The organism is Caulobacter sp. GW821-FHT09A05 (assembly GCF_059418465.1).
Genome location: NZ_JBWKPX010000004.1, coordinates 83,158 through 99,420, shown reverse-complemented (window position 1 = coordinate 99,420; position 16,263 = coordinate 83,158). Strand labels below are relative to the sequence as shown.

General features: G+C 69.7%; 15 protein-coding genes and 1 tRNA gene. 10 read left to right on the top strand and 6 right to left on the bottom strand.

The genetic code is table 11. From position 1 onward, the window contains the following. Window positions 1-4: 4 nt before the first annotated feature. Entirely contained in the window at window positions 5-745 is a 741-nt protein-coding gene (locus AC07NX_RS05145) for a hypothetical protein (protein WP_494639704.1), read from the bottom strand. A 126-nt stretch (window positions 746-871) separates the two neighbouring features. On the opposite strand from AC07NX_RS05145, the gene AC07NX_RS05140 reads away from it, so the two are divergent. The 7 genes from AC07NX_RS05140 to AC07NX_RS05110 all read left to right on the top strand — a co-directional run bounded on the left by AC07NX_RS05140 (window position 872) and on the right by AC07NX_RS05110 (window position 7,371). After that, a tRNA-Lys gene (locus AC07NX_RS05140) sits at window positions 872-946 on the top strand. Window positions 947-1,215: 269 nt separating this feature from the next. Then, window positions 1,216-1,857 (top strand): DUF4129 domain-containing protein, encoded by a 642-nt coding sequence (locus AC07NX_RS05135; protein WP_494639702.1) that lies wholly within the window; start codon window positions 1,216-1,218, stop codon window positions 1,855-1,857. Continuing rightward, complete coding sequence (locus AC07NX_RS05130; RefSeq protein WP_494639700.1) at window positions 1,854-3,167, top strand: hypothetical protein; 1,314 nt, start codon at window positions 1,854-1,856, stop codon at window positions 3,165-3,167. The genes AC07NX_RS05135 and AC07NX_RS05130 overlap by 4 nt, the downstream gene beginning before the upstream one ends. Further along, a complete protein-coding gene (locus AC07NX_RS05125) occupies window positions 3,154-4,110 on the top strand; it encodes an AAA family ATPase (RefSeq protein ID WP_494639699.1) in 957 nt (318 codons plus the stop codon). Before AC07NX_RS05130 ends, AC07NX_RS05125 begins: the two co-directional genes overlap by 14 nt. A 35-nt stretch (window positions 4,111-4,145) precedes the next feature. Continuing rightward, a complete protein-coding gene (locus tag AC07NX_RS05120; RefSeq protein WP_494639697.1) occupies window positions 4,146-5,462 on the top strand; it encodes a DUF58 domain-containing protein in 1,317 nt (438 codons plus the stop codon). Continuing rightward, on the top strand, window positions 5,462-6,460 hold the full coding sequence (locus AC07NX_RS05115; protein WP_494639695.1) for a stage II sporulation protein M: 999 nt from the start codon (window positions 5,462-5,464) through the stop codon (window positions 6,458-6,460). The genes AC07NX_RS05120 and AC07NX_RS05115 overlap by 1 nt, the downstream gene beginning before the upstream one ends. After that, window positions 6,457-7,371, top strand: a complete 915-nt coding sequence (locus tag AC07NX_RS05110) for an RDD family protein (RefSeq protein WP_494639694.1) — start codon at window positions 6,457-6,459, stop codon at window positions 7,369-7,371. Before AC07NX_RS05115 ends, AC07NX_RS05110 begins: the two co-directional genes overlap by 4 nt. Window positions 7,372-7,403: 32 nt before the next feature. On the opposite strand, the gene AC07NX_RS05105 is transcribed toward AC07NX_RS05110, so the two are convergent. Both AC07NX_RS05105 and AC07NX_RS05100 read right to left on the bottom strand, forming a co-directional pair. Next, window positions 7,404-8,150 carry a hypothetical protein gene (locus AC07NX_RS05105; RefSeq protein WP_494639692.1) on the bottom strand — a complete coding sequence of 249 codons (747 nt, stop codon included), beginning with the start codon at window positions 8,148-8,150 and terminating at the stop codon, window positions 7,404-7,406. Window positions 8,151-8,193: 43 nt separating this feature from the next. Continuing rightward, window positions 8,194-8,850, bottom strand: coding sequence for a hypothetical protein (locus AC07NX_RS05100; RefSeq protein WP_494639691.1), 657 nt, complete (start codon window positions 8,848-8,850; stop codon window positions 8,194-8,196). Window positions 8,851-9,723: 873 nt separating this feature from the next. On the opposite strand from AC07NX_RS05100, the gene cysT reads away from it, so the two are divergent. From cysT to AC07NX_RS05085, 3 genes are read left to right on the top strand one after another with little or no spacing between them, the layout of a single operon-like run. Next, window positions 9,724-10,590 (top strand): sulfate ABC transporter permease subunit CysT, encoded by an 867-nt coding sequence (gene cysT, locus AC07NX_RS05095; RefSeq protein WP_494639689.1) that lies wholly within the window; start codon window positions 9,724-9,726, stop codon window positions 10,588-10,590. Next, window positions 10,590-11,450, top strand: a complete 861-nt coding sequence (gene cysW, locus AC07NX_RS05090; protein WP_494639687.1) for a sulfate ABC transporter permease subunit CysW — start codon at window positions 10,590-10,592, stop codon at window positions 11,448-11,450. Before cysT ends, cysW begins: the two co-directional genes overlap by 1 nt. Before the next feature lie 24 nt (window positions 11,451-11,474). Beyond that, window positions 11,475-12,494, top strand: coding sequence for a sulfate/molybdate ABC transporter ATP-binding protein (locus AC07NX_RS05085; protein WP_494639685.1), 1,020 nt, complete (start codon window positions 11,475-11,477; stop codon window positions 12,492-12,494). Window positions 12,495-12,506: 12 nt separating this feature from the next. On the opposite strand, the gene AC07NX_RS05080 is transcribed toward AC07NX_RS05085, so the two are convergent. Genes AC07NX_RS05080 through AC07NX_RS05070 form a run of 3 tightly spaced genes read right to left on the bottom strand, consistent with a single transcriptional unit; the run spans window position 12,507 to window position 15,965 of the window. Further along, a complete protein-coding gene (locus tag AC07NX_RS05080; RefSeq protein ID WP_494639683.1) occupies window positions 12,507-13,493 on the bottom strand; it encodes a transglutaminase family protein in 987 nt (328 codons plus the stop codon). Window positions 13,494-13,504: 11 nt separating this feature from the next. Further along, the gene (locus AC07NX_RS05075) at window positions 13,505-14,440 is read right to left on the bottom strand and encodes an alpha-E domain-containing protein (RefSeq protein ID WP_494639681.1); all 936 of its coding nucleotides are present in this window, start codon (window positions 14,438-14,440) and stop codon (window positions 13,505-13,507) included. Between the two features lie 34 nt (window positions 14,441-14,474). After that, the gene (locus AC07NX_RS05070; protein WP_494640023.1) at window positions 14,475-15,965 is read right to left on the bottom strand and encodes a circularly permuted type 2 ATP-grasp protein; all 1,491 of its coding nucleotides are present in this window, start codon (window positions 15,963-15,965) and stop codon (window positions 14,475-14,477) included. Window positions 15,966-16,263 lie beyond the last annotated feature (298 nt).

Genomic DNA, 16,263 nt, shown 5'->3' with positions numbered 1-16,263 from the left:
TCCCCTACCAGATCTTGTAGAATGGCTTCTTCTTCTTGACCGGCGGGGAAGCTGGCGGCTCGGGCGGCGTGGCGGCCGTTGGCGCGTCCACGGCCGGCGCGTCGGCTTGCGAGGTCTCGACGACCGGGGTCTCCGCCGCCGGCTCGTCCTTCTGCCAGGGAAAGCGCTTCTCGACGATCGGCGCGGCGGGCTTGGCCAGGTGCTGGGGCGTGGCCGGCGGGTCGCAGCCGCGCGCCTCGCCCAGGCCCTTCAGATAGGCCCGGCGGATCGCGCCCGAGGCCATGGCGCTCTGCACCAGCTTGTCGTGCTTCTCGGCGCCGCTCAGCTTGCGGACCCAGCCGCGCATCGGGATCAGGTCCTGGGCGGCGCTGGCCATGGCGCCGAAGGCCGCGGAGCCGGCCATGCGCTTGCCGCGATCCATCAGGTCCTCGTCGTCCTCCGGCGGGCGGCGGTCGACATCCTCGCCCAGGGCCAGGTCCAGGGGGGCGACCATCGAGATCAGGATGTCGCAGCTGATCTTCTTGCCCGGCGGACGGGCGTAGGGATCGGCCATGGCCTCCAGCAGGACCGGCGGGATCTTGGTGCGCAGCAGGTTCATGTCGCGCAGTGGCGCGCCGGCCGCGCCCGTGATGCCGTCCTTGTTGGCGTCCGAGGTCGTCTGGATCTTCTGCGGCGGGGGCTCGGACTTGGACGCGCAGGCGGCCAGCAGGGGAACGACGATCGCGAGAAGCAACAGACTGCGCATGAAGCCAGCCTAACGCCAGGACGAGGCATTCGTCATCTCCCTCTCCGTACGAAAGCACGCTTGCGAGCCGAGCATGCCCCGACTATGGTCCGCGCCGCTTCCACCGGCCTCCCGCCGTGTCGATGCGGGCCGGTAGCTCAGTGGTAGAGCATTCGACTTTTAATCGAATGGTCCTGGGTTCGAATCCCAGCCGGCCCACCAACCTCCCTTGAAATGATTGATTAAAATCACCGCCTCGGCGGCGCGGGCTGAGCCTCGCGGCCGCGCCGCGCCCAAGGCGCGGAGGCCGCCCTGGCCGAGCGCGGGCGTCGAATCGAGCCTCCGCATGCGGAGCACGCCCTCGGCCGCGGATCGCCGCGCGCGTCCCGAAGAATCGCGCGCCGCGCCAGTTGCACGCGACACTGAAAGTTGAATCGTCTAGCAGTGTCATCGGGGCAATGCGGAGTGAGCGTTTGACGGCGGGGGCTGGTGTGGATCGCAACGCGGCGTCGCCGGGTTTCGACGGCGCGTCGGACGCCTTCGCACGCGCCCATGACGCTCTGCTGCGCGGCAAGGACCTGCAGTTCCAGCCGACCGCCGCGCCCAAGCCGCCGGACGTTCCCGACTGGCTGCTGGCGCTGGGCAAGATGCTGGCGGCGGCCGCGCCCTACCTGACCTATGTGTTCTGGGGCTGCCTGATCCTCGGGGCGGCGGTCATCCTCTATTTCGTGGGGCGCGAGCTGATCGCCACGCGCTGGCCCTCGATGAAGCCGAACAAGGGCCCCGTCCTGGGCGACGAGGCCTGGCGGCCCAGCGCCGCCAAGGCCCGGACGCTGCTGGAGGACGCCGATCGCCTGGCCGCCGCCGGCCGCTTCGCCGAGGCGGTGCACCTGATCCTGTTCCGCAGCATCGAGGATATCGAAGGCAAGCGTCCGGACCTGATCAAGCCGGCCCTGACCAGCCGCGACATCGCCCAGCTGGACGGCGTGCCCGAGCGCGTGCGCCGCACGTTCAGCCAGATCGCCCGGGTGGTGGAGCGCAGCTTCTTTGGCGGGCGGCCGGTCGGCGCCGACGAATTCGCCGCCTGCCGTCAGGCCTACGAGGGCTTCGCCTTCAACGAGGCCTGGCGATGAGCGACGCGCAGGCCACGCCGGCGACGGAGATACCGCGCGACGGCGACGGGGGGCTGTTCTCGCCCAAGGTCGTGCTGGGCATGATCGTGGCCGGGGTCTTCGCCTTCTCGGCCTTCATGGTGCTGTCGACCTACGCGCCGGACCTGCAGTCGGGCGACAACGCCCGGGCCCACGCCCTGTCGAAGTCGGCGATCGGCTATGGCGGCATGGTCCGCCTGCTGCGGGAGATGGGCGAGCCGGTGATCGTCAGTCGTCGCGACCTGCGTCATGAGGAGCCGGCGCTGATCATCTTCACGCCGGAGTCGAACCTCTCGCGCGACGCCTACGTCAAGGCGGCCCAGCTGTCGTCGCGCACCCTGGTGGTGCTGCCCAAATGGACGGGCGGGCTGGACCCGCGCCATCCAGGCTGGGTGAGCGGCCTGGAGCCCGTGGACCCCAAGAACCTGGCCGGGCTGCTCAAGGCCGTCGGGATTCCCAAGGCCTCGACCACGATCGACAAGGGGGCGGCGGCGCAGAGGCTGACCGGGACGCCGGGCGGCCTGGCCGAGGGGCTGGTGCTGGACACGGGTCCGATCCGGAACCTGCAGACCCTGTCCGGTCCCGGCCTGGCCCCGGTGCTCACCGACGCCAAGGGACGGATCGTCCTGGCGCGGCGCCTGCCGACCGAGACCTATTTCCTGGCCGACCCCGACCTTCTGAACACCATGGGGCTGAAGGACGTCCATACGGCGCGTGGCGGGGTGAGCATCCTGCAAGCGCTGCGGGATGACGCCGCCGGCGGCGGCCGCGCCTTCAGGGAGGACCGGGGCCGGACCATCGCCTTCGACGTCACGCTCAACGGCTTCGCCCGCTCGCGCAGCATCCTGAAACTGGCCTTCGAGGCGCCGTTCGTCGGGGCCACCCTGTGCCTGGTGGCCGCCGCCCTGCTGATGGGGCTGCACGCCGCCGCGCGGTTCCGCGCCGTGCGGCGCGGCGAGCGGGCCCTGGCGCTGGGCAAGGACGCCCTGATCGACAATTCCGCCGGCCTGATCCGCATGGCCCGGCGCGAGCCCGCCCTGGCGCCGCGTTACGCCGAATTGCAGCGCGCCGCCGCCATCCGGGCCCTGGGTGGGCCGCGGCACGGCGGCCAGCGTCTGGAGGGCCAGGCCCTGACCGATTTCCTGGACCGCCAGGGCCAGCGCTTCGGCGCGGCCGACAGCGCCTCGCACCTGGACGAGGAAACCCGAACGGTCCGTTCCCTCGGCGACCTGATGAAGGTCGCCGTCAAATGGCATCAGTGGAGACTGGAGATGACCCGTGAACGTCGCTGAGGTGCAGGCGCTCGCCGGCAGGATCCGCGAGCAGACCGCCAAGGCGGTGGTCGGCCAGAACGACACCATCGACCTGATGCTGACGGCCCTGTTCGCCGGCGGCCACGTGCTGCTGGAGGGCCCGCCCGGCACGGCCAAGACCTTCCTGGCCCAGTGCTTCGCCCAGGCGGTGAACCTCGAGTTCGGCCGCATCCAGTTCACGCCCGACCTGATGCCGGGCGACATCCTGGGCGCCAACCTGTTCAACTTCCAGACCAGCGCCTTCACCCTGGTCAAGGGGCCGATCTTCTGCGAGCTGCTGCTGGCCGACGAGATCAACCGCACCCCGCCCAAGACCCAGGCGGCCCTGCTGGAAGCCATGCAGGAGCGCAACGTCACCCTGGACGGGGAGCGCCATGCGCTCAGCGACCGCTTCATGGTGGTGGCCACCCAGAACCCGCTGGAGCAGCAGGGCACCTATCCGCTGCCGGAGGCCCAGCTGGACCGCTTCCTGTTCAAGCACGTGCTGGCCTATCCCAGCCTGGCCGAGGAGACCGCCATCGTCGCCAGCCACGGCGGCCGCACGGGCCAGCCCTCGCCGGAAGCGTTCGGCGTCGAGGCGGCCGGCGACACCGCCACGATCGGCGAGGCCGTGGCGGCGGTGGCGTCCGTGCGCCTGACCGACGACATCGTCCGCTACATCGTCGGGGTGGTGCGGGCCACCCGCGACACCGGCGAGCTGTCGGGCGGGGCCTCGCCGCGCTGCGCGGCCATGCTGGCCGTCGCCGCCCGGGCCCGCGCCGCCCTCGAGGGCCGCGACTACGTGATCCCCGACGACGTCAAGGCCCTGGCCCTGCCGGCCCTGCGCCACCGGGTGATCCTGTCGCCGGCCGCCGAGATCGAGGGCCGCAAGGTCGACGACGTGGTGCGCGGCCTGGTCGACCAGGTCGAGGCCCCACGATGAGTCTCGTGGCGAACTGGGCTGGCTAGGGGCGGGACGTGCGGATCTATCCCACGGCGAGAGCGATCTTCCTGATGGTCCTGGGCGCGCCCCTGGCCCTGGCGGCGGCGCTCGTCTCGGGGCGACTGTGGCTGGTGGGACCGGCCTGGATCGCGCTGGTCGCGGCCCTGCTGTTCGTCGACGCCCTGCTGGCCCCCGGCCGGCGCAGGGTGCAGCTGAGCCTGACCGCGCCCGGCTCGATGTCCAGCGGCGCGAGCGAGCCGGCGCTGCTGCGGGCCGCGTTCCCGCGCGGCGTGGCGCCAGGGAGCGTGGAGTTCGCCATAGACCTGGACGATCGGCTGGCGGCCGAACCCGCCCACGGCCGGGCCCGGACCCATGAGCGCCAGGCCGCCCTGCCGATGGACCTGACGGCGGTCCGGCGCGGCGAGGGCAGGGTGCACCGCGTCTCGGCCCGCTGGCGCGGCCCGCTGGGCCTGACCTGGAAGCAGCGCGACGACGCGCTGGACAGGGTGATCCCGGTCACGCTGGACATCGCCGGCGTCAAGGAAGAGGCCCTGCGCCTGTTCTCCCGCGACCCCTCGGTCGGCCACCGTCTGCAGCTGGACCTGGGCGGCGGCAGCGACTTCCACGCCCTGACCGACTTCCGCCCCGGCATGAACCGCCGGGCCATCGACTGGAAGCAGTCGGCCCGCCACGGCGCTCTGCTGGCCAAGGAGTTCCACGTCGAGCGCAACCACCACATCGTCGCGGCCATCGACACCGGCCGGCTGATGAGCCAGTCGCTGCTGGGCCGGCCGCGGCTGGACCACGCCCTGAACGCCACCCTGCTGCTGGCCTATGTCGGCCTGAAGATGGGCGACAAGGTCGGGCTGTTCGGATTCGACGCCAAGCCGAACATCTCGAGCGGGGTCACGTCCGGCCCCAACGCCTTCGTCGCCCTGCAGCGTCTGGCCTCCAGGATCGACTATTCGACGGAGGAGACCAACTACACCCTGGGCCTGACCCAGCTGTCGGGCCAGCTGTCGCGGCGCTCGCTGATCGTGGTGTTCACCGACATCGCCGACTCCACCAGCGCCGAGCTGATGCTCGAGAACGTCGGCCGCCTGCTGCGCCAGCACCTGGTGCTGTTCGTGATGATGCGCGACGAGGAGCTGGAGGCGATCGAGCGCAAGGCGCCCGAGACCGCCGACGACGTCTCGCGCGCCGTGGTCGCCGCCTCGCTGCTGCGCGAGCGCGACGTGGTGGTGACCCGCCTGCGCCGCATGGGCGTGGAGATCGTCGAGGCCCCGGCCGACCAGGTCGGGCCGGCCCTGCTGGCCAGCTATCTGGACCTCAAGCGCCGGGACCTGCTCTGATGGCCGAGCTGCACCTGAAGAGCTACCGCTTCCGGGCCGAGCGCGAGGACGACTGGCGACGGCTGGAAAAGCTGCTGACCAAGGTCGGCAAGGGTTCGGCCAAGGCGCTCAGCGACGAGGAGCTGCTGGCCCTGCCGGTGCTGTACCGCCAGGCCCTGTCGTCGCTGTCGGTGGCCCGCGCCACCTCGCTGGACCAGGGCCTGGTCGACTATCTGGAGAGCCTGAGCACTCGGGCCTATTTCCTGGTCTACGGCACGCGGTCCAACTTCCTCGAGCGGCTGGGCGGCTTCTTCGGCCACGCCTGGCCCGACGCGGCCAAGGCGCTGTGGCGCGAGACCCTGGCCAGCTTCCTGCTGACCCTGGTCGGCGTGCTGGCGGCCTATTTCCTGACCCTGCACGACCCCGACTGGTTCAGCGCCTTCGTGCCGGGCGACCTGGCGGGTGGGCGCGGGCCGACGGCCTCGGTCGAGGCGATGCGGGCCACGCTCTACGACCAGGGCGAACACAAGGGCCTGTCGGTGTTCGCCGCCTTCCTGTTCACCCACAATTCCGGCGTGGCGATCTTCGCCTTCGCCCTGGGCTTCGCCTTCTGCCTGCCGACCTCGATGCTGATGGCCTACAACGGCGCGATGCTGGGCGCCTTCCTGGCGGCGTTCGCCATGAAGGGCCTGGGCTTCGAGGCCGGCGGCTGGCTGGCGATCCATGGGGTGACCGAGATCTCGGCCGTGGTCCTGGCGGGCGCGGCGGGCCTGAGGATCGGCTGGACCCTGGCCTTCCCCGGCGACCTCTCTCGCCCGGCCGCCATGGCCCAGGCGGGCCGGCAGGCCGCGACCCTGATGGGCGGGGTCGTGGTCATGCTGTTCTGCGCCGGCATCCTGGAGGGCGTCGGGCGGCAGGTGATCCAGAACGACTTCGCACGCTACGGGATCGGCCTGGCCACCCTGGTCGCCTGGCCGGCCTATCTCTACCTGCCGCGCCGCCGGAGCGTCGTCGGATGAAGGCGACCCGCAAGAAGGCCAAGGCCGCCGTGGCGGCGCCTGCGATCGGCGACCCGGCGGCCGGCGACGACCGCCGAGCCCGCTCGCTGGTCACGCCCGAGGGCGTGGACCTGAAGCTGCGGCTGGGCGATGCGGGCGAGCGCGCCGCCGCCCTGCTGATCGACCTGCTCGTCATGCTGGGCGCCCTGATCGCCTTCGCCCTGCTGGCGGGGCTGGCGATGATCGGCTCGAAGGGCAAGGGCTGGGAGGTGATCGGCACGGTGGCGGTGCTGGTCTTCTTCGTGCTGCGCAACCTCTATTTCGTATTGTTCGAGCTGACGCCCCGCGCGGCCACCCCGGGCAAGCGGGCCATGGGGCTGCGCGTGGCAGCCCGCAACGGCGGGCGGCTGACCGCCGACGCCATCTTCGCCCGCAACGCCATGCGCGAGATCGAGCTCTACCTGCCCATCAGCTTCCTGGCCGTGCAGGGCGACCAGGTCGAGGCATGGATCAACCTGGCCGGCCTGCTCTGGTGCGCGGTCTTCATGCTGTTCCCGCTGTTCAACCGCGACCGCCTGCGGGTGGGCGACCTTGTGGCCGGAACCTGGGTGGTCAAGGCGCCGACCCGCAAGCTGGCGCCCGACCTGGTGGAGACCTCGCGGCCGTCCGTGGGCCGCTTCAAGTTCACCATGGCCCAGCTGGACGCCTATGGGGTCAAGGAACTGCACGTTTTGGAAGACGTGCTGCGCCGCTACGAGACCAAGACCATCGCCCTGGTCGCCGCCCGCATCCGCCTGAAGATCGGCTGGAACGCCGCCCCTGACGAGTCGGACGGCGACTTCCTGGCCGCCTATTACGCGGCCCTGCGTGGCCGCCTGGAGTCGCGGCTGCTGCTGGGGAAGCGCCGCAAGGACAAGTTCGACAAGGGATAGGTGTTCAGTCCCACACCGGCGGGGGCGGAGAACTAGGCGAAGACTTCCACGAGACGGTCCGTCGGCGCGCCCTCCTTGCTCCAGCGCAGCTCGTGATAGATCGCGACGGCGAAAATCGCGTTGACCAGGCCCGAGACGGATTGCATCGCCGGATCGACGATGGCGCTGACGACTGGATTGGCTAGGGCGTCGGCCAGCAGTTGGAGCAACCAGGCGGGGATGAATCCGACTAGGCCGACCGCGATCGTCAGGCCGAAGATCGTCCCGCGCGCCCCGCCCGTCAGGCGGTTGCTTCGGCGGATGGCCTCCATCACGCCAAGGCGCTCGGTCACCATGGCCGGAACCACCACAAGCCAGGCCAGGGAAAGGACGACGCCTGGAATGACCAGCAGGATGAACCCACAGAGGATGCCCAGGCCGGTGACCGTGGCCAACGCGACAAGGGCCAGCCAGTCACGAGGCCGACCAAAGGCGACTTCCCCGGCGCGCCGATCGCCCAGGTCCTTGGCGAGGCCACGCGCCGCTATCGCCTGGAGCAACATCCCGCCGAGCAAGATCACCAGCATGCCGAGCAGCAGCATGACCCAGACGGCGGGGTCACGATAACCCGCCGCGGTATCGGCGAAGAGCGGGGTCAGAAAGGTCACGGCCGCGTCCGGGAGGCCGACGAAGAGGACCGAAAACAACGCGAGCCGGGCAAGGTCGCGTTTGAGGATCGTCGTCGCGTACTGGAACGCGCGCCCGGTGTTGAAACCCGTTCGCGTCAAGGCGTCGGTCATCAACGTCTCCGGGCGTGTGGGGGCTTGGACAAGGCGGGGAGGCTCAGTCGAACACCGAAGCGAGCGCTTCGGGGCCGACGCCTTCGCGGGAGCCGCGCAGCTCGAAATAGAGCGTCGCCAGGCCGGCGGTGCTGACCAGGGCGGTGATCGTCGCGACCAGCGGATCGGCGACCAGTTGGACGAGGTTCAGGGACTGGGCGACGCCGTCCACCGAAGCGCCCATCGGCAGGCTCTTGCCCAGGGCGAACGGCGCGAAGGCCGCCAGGATCACCGCGTTCAGGACCCCGGCCGCGATGGCGTAGAGCACGAACAGGCCGAAGATCGGCCAGCGCCGCCCGCGGGTCAGGTCGCGGCTGCGGGTGAAGGCCTCGATCACGCCGACCTTCAGGCTGTCGCCCAGCACGACGCGTCGGCCGTTGAGGTCCGTCACGGTGGCGTGCACGATGGCCGCTTGCAGCACGTAGGCGGCGGCCAGCATGACCAGGCCGCCGATCAGCGAGCCGCCGATCCAGCGGGGCTGGAACGTCGCCGCTTCGCTGGCGAAGCGCAGGTTGAACAGGCCCGCCAGCAGGCTCGGCAGTCCGCCCAGCAGCAGGGCCAACAGGACGAAGGGGACGAAGTTGCGGCCGATCACCGCGAAGGTTCCGGAAATCACCCGGCCCATGTCGAAGGGGCGCGACCCCACGATCGTGTCGGTCATTTCTGGCGAGTCCCCCAAGCAACCAGCCTGTTCAACCATGCCGTGAGGGGAGTGTCCATCGCGGGCGCGTCCATCCCCGCGATCGTCGAAACGATGTCCAAGGAAATCAGCGGGCTACAGGAAAACGCAGGTTTTCTACGCTCACCCCTCCGCCCTGACCGCATAATGCTCCCACCTGAAGGCACGGGGAGGGCGCACGTACGGCGACCGATGCGGCCTTCGGGGGTGGACGAGCGGGAAGGTTTGTCCGTCGTGTCTCCTCGGAGACGTCTCAGGTCGGTCCGCGGCAGGTTCGCCTTAGTCGCGACGAAGCTTCGGCGCCCAGGATAGGCGGATACGGCCAGCAGGCCTGGGCTGAAATCGCCCGGGCGGTCCAGGACGCGCCAACGTCCTGCCCGTCGGGGGCCTCCATCGGAGCGGGTTAAGAATCCGCGACCCGAAGGCTTCCGGATAACGGCTCCACGCGAAGCGCCTGTACTTCGTCGAAACGGTAACAACATCAAAGCTACTCCGGGCGAGGCCCGGGCGCTTCGCACCCTCCCCACCAGCTCAGCGGATTCCGCGTGAGGACGAGAGATCGCGCCGCGAGACCCCCTCAGTCGGCTTCGCCGACAGCTCCCCCAGAGGGGGAGCAGTTGCACGGCGTAGATCCTCCCCCTCTGGGGGAGGTGGCCCGAAGGGCCGGAGGGGGGATGGCGTCCCCACAGTTTTTCTGTTCGCCCCCTTCGACGAACTCAATTGACCCGACCGGCCGTGTAGGGATTTAAGCCGCACCAGCTTCACCGCGCCCTTGGCCAATTCACGGCTTGGCGCGTTCCTGTTTTCATGGCTCCGTGCCGGGGCCCGACGCGGATGCTGGACGACGATCACCCGATGACCGCCGAAACGATTTCCGCGCCCGCCCGCGCTTCACGTCGACCGCTGTTTCGCCGACGCTCGGCGATCCCGGGCTTCGGCCTGACCCTGGGCGTGACCCTGACGATCCTGTCGCTGATCGTGCTGATCCCGCTGTCGGCCGTGGCGATCAAGGCCTCGGCCCTGTCGCCGGCCCAGTTCGTCGCCGCCGCCTTTTCGGAACGGGCCCTGGCGGCCTATCGCCTGACCTTCGGCGCGGCCTTCGTGGCGGCGGTGATCAACGGGGTGTTCGGCGTGCTGACCACCTGGGCCCTGGTGCGCTACGAGTTCCCCGGCAAGGCCGTGGTCAACGCCCTGGTCGACCTGCCGTTCGCCCTGCCGACCGCCGTGGCCGGCATCGCCCTGGCCACGCTGTACGCCCCCAACGGCTGGGTCGGGCAGTACCTGACCCCGCTGGGGATCAAGGCCGCCTACAACCCGATCGGGGTGACCATCGCCCTGATCTTCATCGGCCTGCCGTTCGTGGTCCGCACCCTGGAGCCGGTGATGCGCGACCTGTCGGCCGACGTCGAGGAGGCCGCCGCCAGCCTGGGGGCGGGGCGCTTGGCCACCATCGCCCGGATCATCCTGCCCGCCCTGGGCCCCGCCTGGCTGACCGGCTTCGCCCTGGCCTTCGCTCGCGGGGTCGGCGAGTACGGCTCGGTGATCTTCATCGCCGGCAACATGCCTTACAAGTCCGAGATCGCGCCGCTGCTGATCATCATCCAGCTGGAGCAGTTCGAATACGCGAACGCCGCGGCCATCGCCCTGGTCATGCTGGGCGTCTCGTTCCTGATGCTGCTGGTCATCAACGCCATCCAGGCGTGGTCGCGGAGGTTCGTCTGATGTCCGCGCCGACCAAGGCCAATTTCCGCCACCCGACCGACGATCCTCTGTGGGCCAAGATCGTGGTCGTCGGCCTGGTCCTGGCCTTCCTGGGCCTGGTCCTGATCCTGCCCCTGGCCGCGGTGTTCGCCGAGGCCCTGCGCAAGGGCCTGGGGCCGGCGCTGGACGCCATCACCACGCCCGATGCCCTGGCGGCGATCAAGCTGACCCTGATCACCGCCGGAATCGCCGTGCCGTTCAACGCCCTGTTCGGCCTGTGCGCCGCCTGGGCGATCGCCAAGCACGACTTCCCCGGCAAGCCGCTGCTGATCACCCTGATCGACCTGCCGTTCTCGGTGTCGCCGGTGGTGGCCGGCCTGATCTACGTGCTGGTCTTCGGCCTGCAGGGCTGGTTCGGCGAGCGCCTGGTCGACCACGACATCAAGATCATCTTCGCCGTGCCCGGCATCGTGCTGGCGACGATCTTCGTGACCTTCCCGTTCATCGCCCGCGAGCTGATCCCGCTGATGCAGGAGCAGGGGGTGTCGGAGGAAGAGGCGGCGGTCTCGATGGGGGCCTCGGGCCTCTACACCTTCTGGCGGGTGACCGCGCCCAACGTGCGCTGGGGGCTGCTGTACGGCGTGCTGCTGTGCAACGCCCGGGCCATGGGCGAGTTCGGCGCGGTCTCGGTGGTCAGCGGCCACATCCGCGGCCTGACCAACACCATGCCGCTGCACGTAGAAATCCTCTACAACGAGTACGACTTCGTCGCCGCCTTCGCCGTCGCCGCCCTGCTGTGCCTGCTGGCGATCGTGACCCTGGTGCTCAAGAGCCTGCTCGAGATCGCCCAACCCGACGTCAAGCGCGGCGGCGGCCACTAGATTGACCGGAACGAAGACGCTCCCATGACCATTTCCATCCGTTCCGTCGAAAAGAAGTTCGGGCGCTATCCGGCCCTGAACAGCGTCGACCTGGAGATCGCCGACGGCGAGCTCGTGGCGCTGCTGGGGCCGTCGGGCTCGGGCAAGACCACCCTGCTGCGCACCATCGCCGGCCTGGAATTCCCCGACGCCGGCCAGGTGCTGTTCGAGGGCCAGGACGTCACCTTCGCCTCGGCCGCCGCCCGTCGCGTCGGCTTCGTGTTCCAGCAGTACGCGCTGTTCAAGCACATGACCGTCGCGCGCAACATCGCCTTCGGCTTGGACGTCCGCAAGGGCAAGGACAAGCCGCCCAAGGCCGAGATCGACCGCCGCGTCGAGGAACTGCTGAAGCTGGTCGAGCTGGACGGCCTGGGCAAGCGCTACCCCTCGCAGCTGTCGGGCGGCCAGCGCCAGCGCGTGGCCCTGTCGCGCGCCCTGGCCGTGCAGCCCAGCGTGCTGCTGCTGGACGAGCCGTTCGGCGCTTTGGACGCCACCGTCCGCAAGTCGCTGCGCAGGGAGCTGCGCCGGGTGCACGACGCCACCGGCGTCACCACCATCTTCGTCACCCACGACCAGGAAGAAGCCCTGGGACTGGCCGACCGGGTCGCGATCCTCAACGCCGGCCGCATCGAGCAGATCGGCACGCCCGACGAGGTGCACGACAACCCCGCCACCCCGTTCGTCTGCGGCTTCGTGGGCGAGGCCAACCGCTTCGAGGGCGCGGTCTCGGGCGGGCGCTTCACCGCCGGCGCGGTGTCCTTGGCCGCCGACGGCGTCCGCGACGGCGCGGCCGTGGCCTTCGTGCGGCCGCACGACTTCGCTCTGGACGACGGCGGCTTCGAGGTCCGGGTCGACCGAGCGCACGTGCAGGGCGCCCTCACCGCCGTGGCCGCCACGGCCGCCGACGGCCGCCAGGTCGAGATCTGCGCCTCGCGCGCCGAGGCCGGCCGGTTCGTCGGGACGATCCGGGTCGCGACCCGCAAGAGCCACGTCTACCCGGTCTAGCGCGTCGCGGACCTACTGTTGCTGCTGCTGGCGCTGCTGCTGTTCGCGGATGGCGTCGGCGCTGGCCCGCCGGCGGTTGGCCGAACCGAACGGGGCCGAAGGGCGGGGCAGGCGCAGGAATTCCGGTTCGGCCACCGCCGCCCGGGCCCGCCGCACCGAGACGCCGACCGCCAGGTGGCTCTCGGAATCGCCCTTGTAGACGCCTCGCGACGGGGTGACGTCGCTGTAGTCCCGGCCCACGGCCACGGCCACGTGGCGCTCGCCGGTCATGACATTGTTGGTCGGATCGAACCCCACCCAGCGATAGCTGGGCAGGAACACCTCGACCCAGGCATGGGTGGCGTCGGGATCGGATCGGTCGCCGGCCTCGCGGTCGGTGAACAGGTAGCCGGACACGTAGCGGGCCGGGATGCCCCAGGCGCGGCAGATGGCCAGCATGATGTGGGCGAAGTCCTGGCAGACCCCGCGGCCGGCGCTCAGCGCCAGGTCGATCGGGCTGTCGGCGTCGGTGACCCCCGGCTGGTACTCGAAGGCCTTGTAGATCGTGTCGCACAGGGCCTGGACGGCCGAGAACGGATCGCGGCGGCGCAGAGCGTCCAGGTCGTGCTCGGCGATGAAGGTCTCCAGGGCCGTCGTCATGTGGACGAAGCCGTGCGGCTGCAGGTAGTCGAAGCACTCGCCCTTGACGAAGGCGCTCTTCAGCCGTTCCCACTCGCCCATGTCCAGCGGCACGGGCCATTCGTGCACCGGCTCGGTCTCGACGGCCGAGCGGGCGATGATCGTCAGGCCGTCATGCGGCTGGGGCACGTCGAAATGGTAGACGGCGTTGCCGAAGCTGTCGGCGTAGGAGAACACCTGGGCGGCGGGTTCGATGTCCAGCTCGAAGCTGACCAGCCGCTGGCGCGCGCCCTTCTGGGGCTGCATCCACAGCTCCATCAGGCTTTCGCGGACGGGCCGTTCGTAATGGTACTGGGTGACGTGGCGGATCTCGAGCAACACGGGCGGTATTCCTAGGCGGGGAGGCGCATTTCCAGCGGGTAGGCGACGAAGGTTTCGTAGATCGCCTGGTGGATGCGGGCGCATTCGTTGGCGACGGTGGTCAGGAGTTCGCCCGCGCCCTGGGTTTCCAGCTCGCCGACGTCGGCGAACTCCAGCCGGGCCTTCAGCCGCCCGGCCAGCCGCTCCGGCGCCGCGCGTCCCGTGGCCTCGACGTGGCGGGCCAGTTCGCTGAGGTGCTTTTCGATCTGGCTGGTGGCGAAACGGATCGAGCGCGGGAAGTCCTCGTCGAACACCATGAACTCCAGGATGTGGCGCGGCTCGATCTCGGCGGTGTAGACCCGCAGGTAGGGCTCCAGCGCGCAGCCCATCCGCAGCAGGCTGACCAGGGCCAGGTGGTCGTTGACCTTGGGGCTGTCCTCGGAGAAGCAGGCCTCCAGCAGGCTGGCGATCAGCTGGGCGCGCTCAAGGTACATGCCGACCATCATGAACCGCCAGCTTTCGCCGTGGCTCATGGTGGTGTCGGCCGCGCCCTTGAACAGGTGCACGTCGGCGATGATGTCGTGCAGGAAGGTCACCGAGTTGTCGGCGAACTCGCGGCCGGCGTTGCGGTCGATGACCTTTAGATAGAGGAGGTTCAGCCGCTCCCAGGTCTCGGTGGTGATCTGGTCGCGGACCTGGCGGGCGTTTTCCCGGGCCCGCGACAGGGACGAGACCACCGAATTGGGGTCCGAGCGGTCCAGGACCAGGCCCTTGGCCGCCTCGAAGGCGCCGGCGGTCAGCTCGGTCTCCCCGACCGCCGAAAGGGCGATGCGCACGGCCTCGGCCCCGGTGTCGGTCTGGTCGAGCGTGGCGTTGAGCATCACGGTCGACAGGCGTGACAGGTGCTCGGCCCGCTCGATATAGCGGCCCAGCCAGTAGAGGCTGTCGGCGACCCGAGCGAGCATCATGCGAGCGTCTCCTTGTCAAAGAAGGGGGCGAGCATCATTGGCCGGGTCCCTTTTCGGCGGGATGGCCGCCGCCATGGCCGTTGTGGCCGTTTTCCTCGGCCAGCACCCAGGTGTCCTTCGATCCGCCGCCCTGGCTGGAATTGACCACCAGCGAACCGCGCTTCAACGCCACGCGGGTCAGGGCCCCGGGGGTGACCACGGTCTTCTCGCCCGAGAGGATGAAGGGCCGCAGGTCGACGTGGCGCGGTTCGATGCGGCTGTCGACCAGGCACGGCGCGGTCGACAGCTGGATGGTCGGCTGGGCGATGTAGTTGGCCGGATCGGCCTTCAGGGCGTCGGCGAACTCCGAACGCTCCCGGGCCGAGGCGTGGGGGCCCACCAGCATGCCGTAGCCGCCCGAGGCGCCCACCGCCTTGACCACCAGCTTGTCGAGATTGTCGAGCACGTGGCTCAGCTGGGCCGGCTCGCGGCACAGGAAGGTCTCGATGTTCGGCAGGATGGCGTCCTCGCCCAGATAGTAGCGGATAATGTCGGGCACGAAGGCGTAGACGGCCTTGTCATCGGCCACGCCGGTGCCGGGGGCGTTGCAGATCACCACGTTGCCGGCCCGGTAGGCGTTGAACAGGCCCGCCGCGCCCAGCGACGAATCGCGCCGGAAGGTGAGGGGGTCGATGAAGTCGTCGTCGACCCGGCGATAGATCACGTCCACCCGCCGCAAGCCGGTGGTGGTGCGCATGTAGACCATGTTGTCATGGACCACGAGGTCGCGGCCCTCGACCAGCGGCACGCCCATCAGCCGCGCCAGATAAGCGTGCTCGTAATAGGCCGAGTTGTAGACGCCCGGGGTCAGCACCACGACCTGGGGGTTCGGCCGCCAGTCGGCGCTCATGCTCTTGAGCGTGGCCAGCAGCAGGTCGGGATAGCGCTCGACCGGCCGCACCCCGGCCTCGCGATAGGCGCCGGGGAAGGTCCGCTTGGAGGCGTCGCGGTTGGCCAGCATGTAGGACACGCCGGACGGGACCCGCAGATTGTCCTCCAGCACGGCGAACTCACCGTCCTGGCCGCGAATCAGGTCGCTGCCGCAGACGTTGGCGTAGGCCTTGTGAGGCACGTAGAGGTTCTGCATCTCGCGACGGTACGAGGGCGCGCCCAGCACCAGTTCGCGGGGCACCACCCCGTCCATCAGGATCTGCTGCTCGCCGTAGATGTCGGCCAGGAACATGTTCAGCGCCTGCAGGCGCTGGGTCAGGCCGGCCTCGATCTTGGCCCATTCCTGGGCGGGCAGGATGCGCGGGAAAAGGTCGGTCGGGATGATCCGCTCGGTGGCGCTGTCGGCCCCATAGACGGTGAAGGTGATGCCCTGCAGCAGGAACGAGCGTTCCAGCATCCGTTGCCGGTCGGCCAGCTCGCCGGCGCCCAGGGTGGAGATTCGGGTTTGCAGCGCCGCGTAGTGGGCCCGCACGTCGCCGCCCTGGGCGATCATCTCGTCATAAGCCGCGCCGGGCAGGTAGGCCGCCCCGGTCATCGGCAAGGTGGGGGTATCGTCGATGTCCTTGATTTTCGCCACCACGCCCGTGTCCACTTTGCACACCCCGTCCGCCGCAATGAGGCGACGTGTCCCGATCCAGCCTAGAACGCACGAAGGACGCAAGCGGTGCTTTTCTTGTCGCGATGACGAAATGTGCGGTCCTGCTCAAGATTTGGGCGCCGCTCTGACGCGCACGGGCTCATGGCGGGGAGCGTTTGGTTACATTTCACCGCGTGACAGCCGGCGGGGGCGCCATTACAGGGGGTTCGGGGCGCTGCGCGGGAACTGGAAGGCT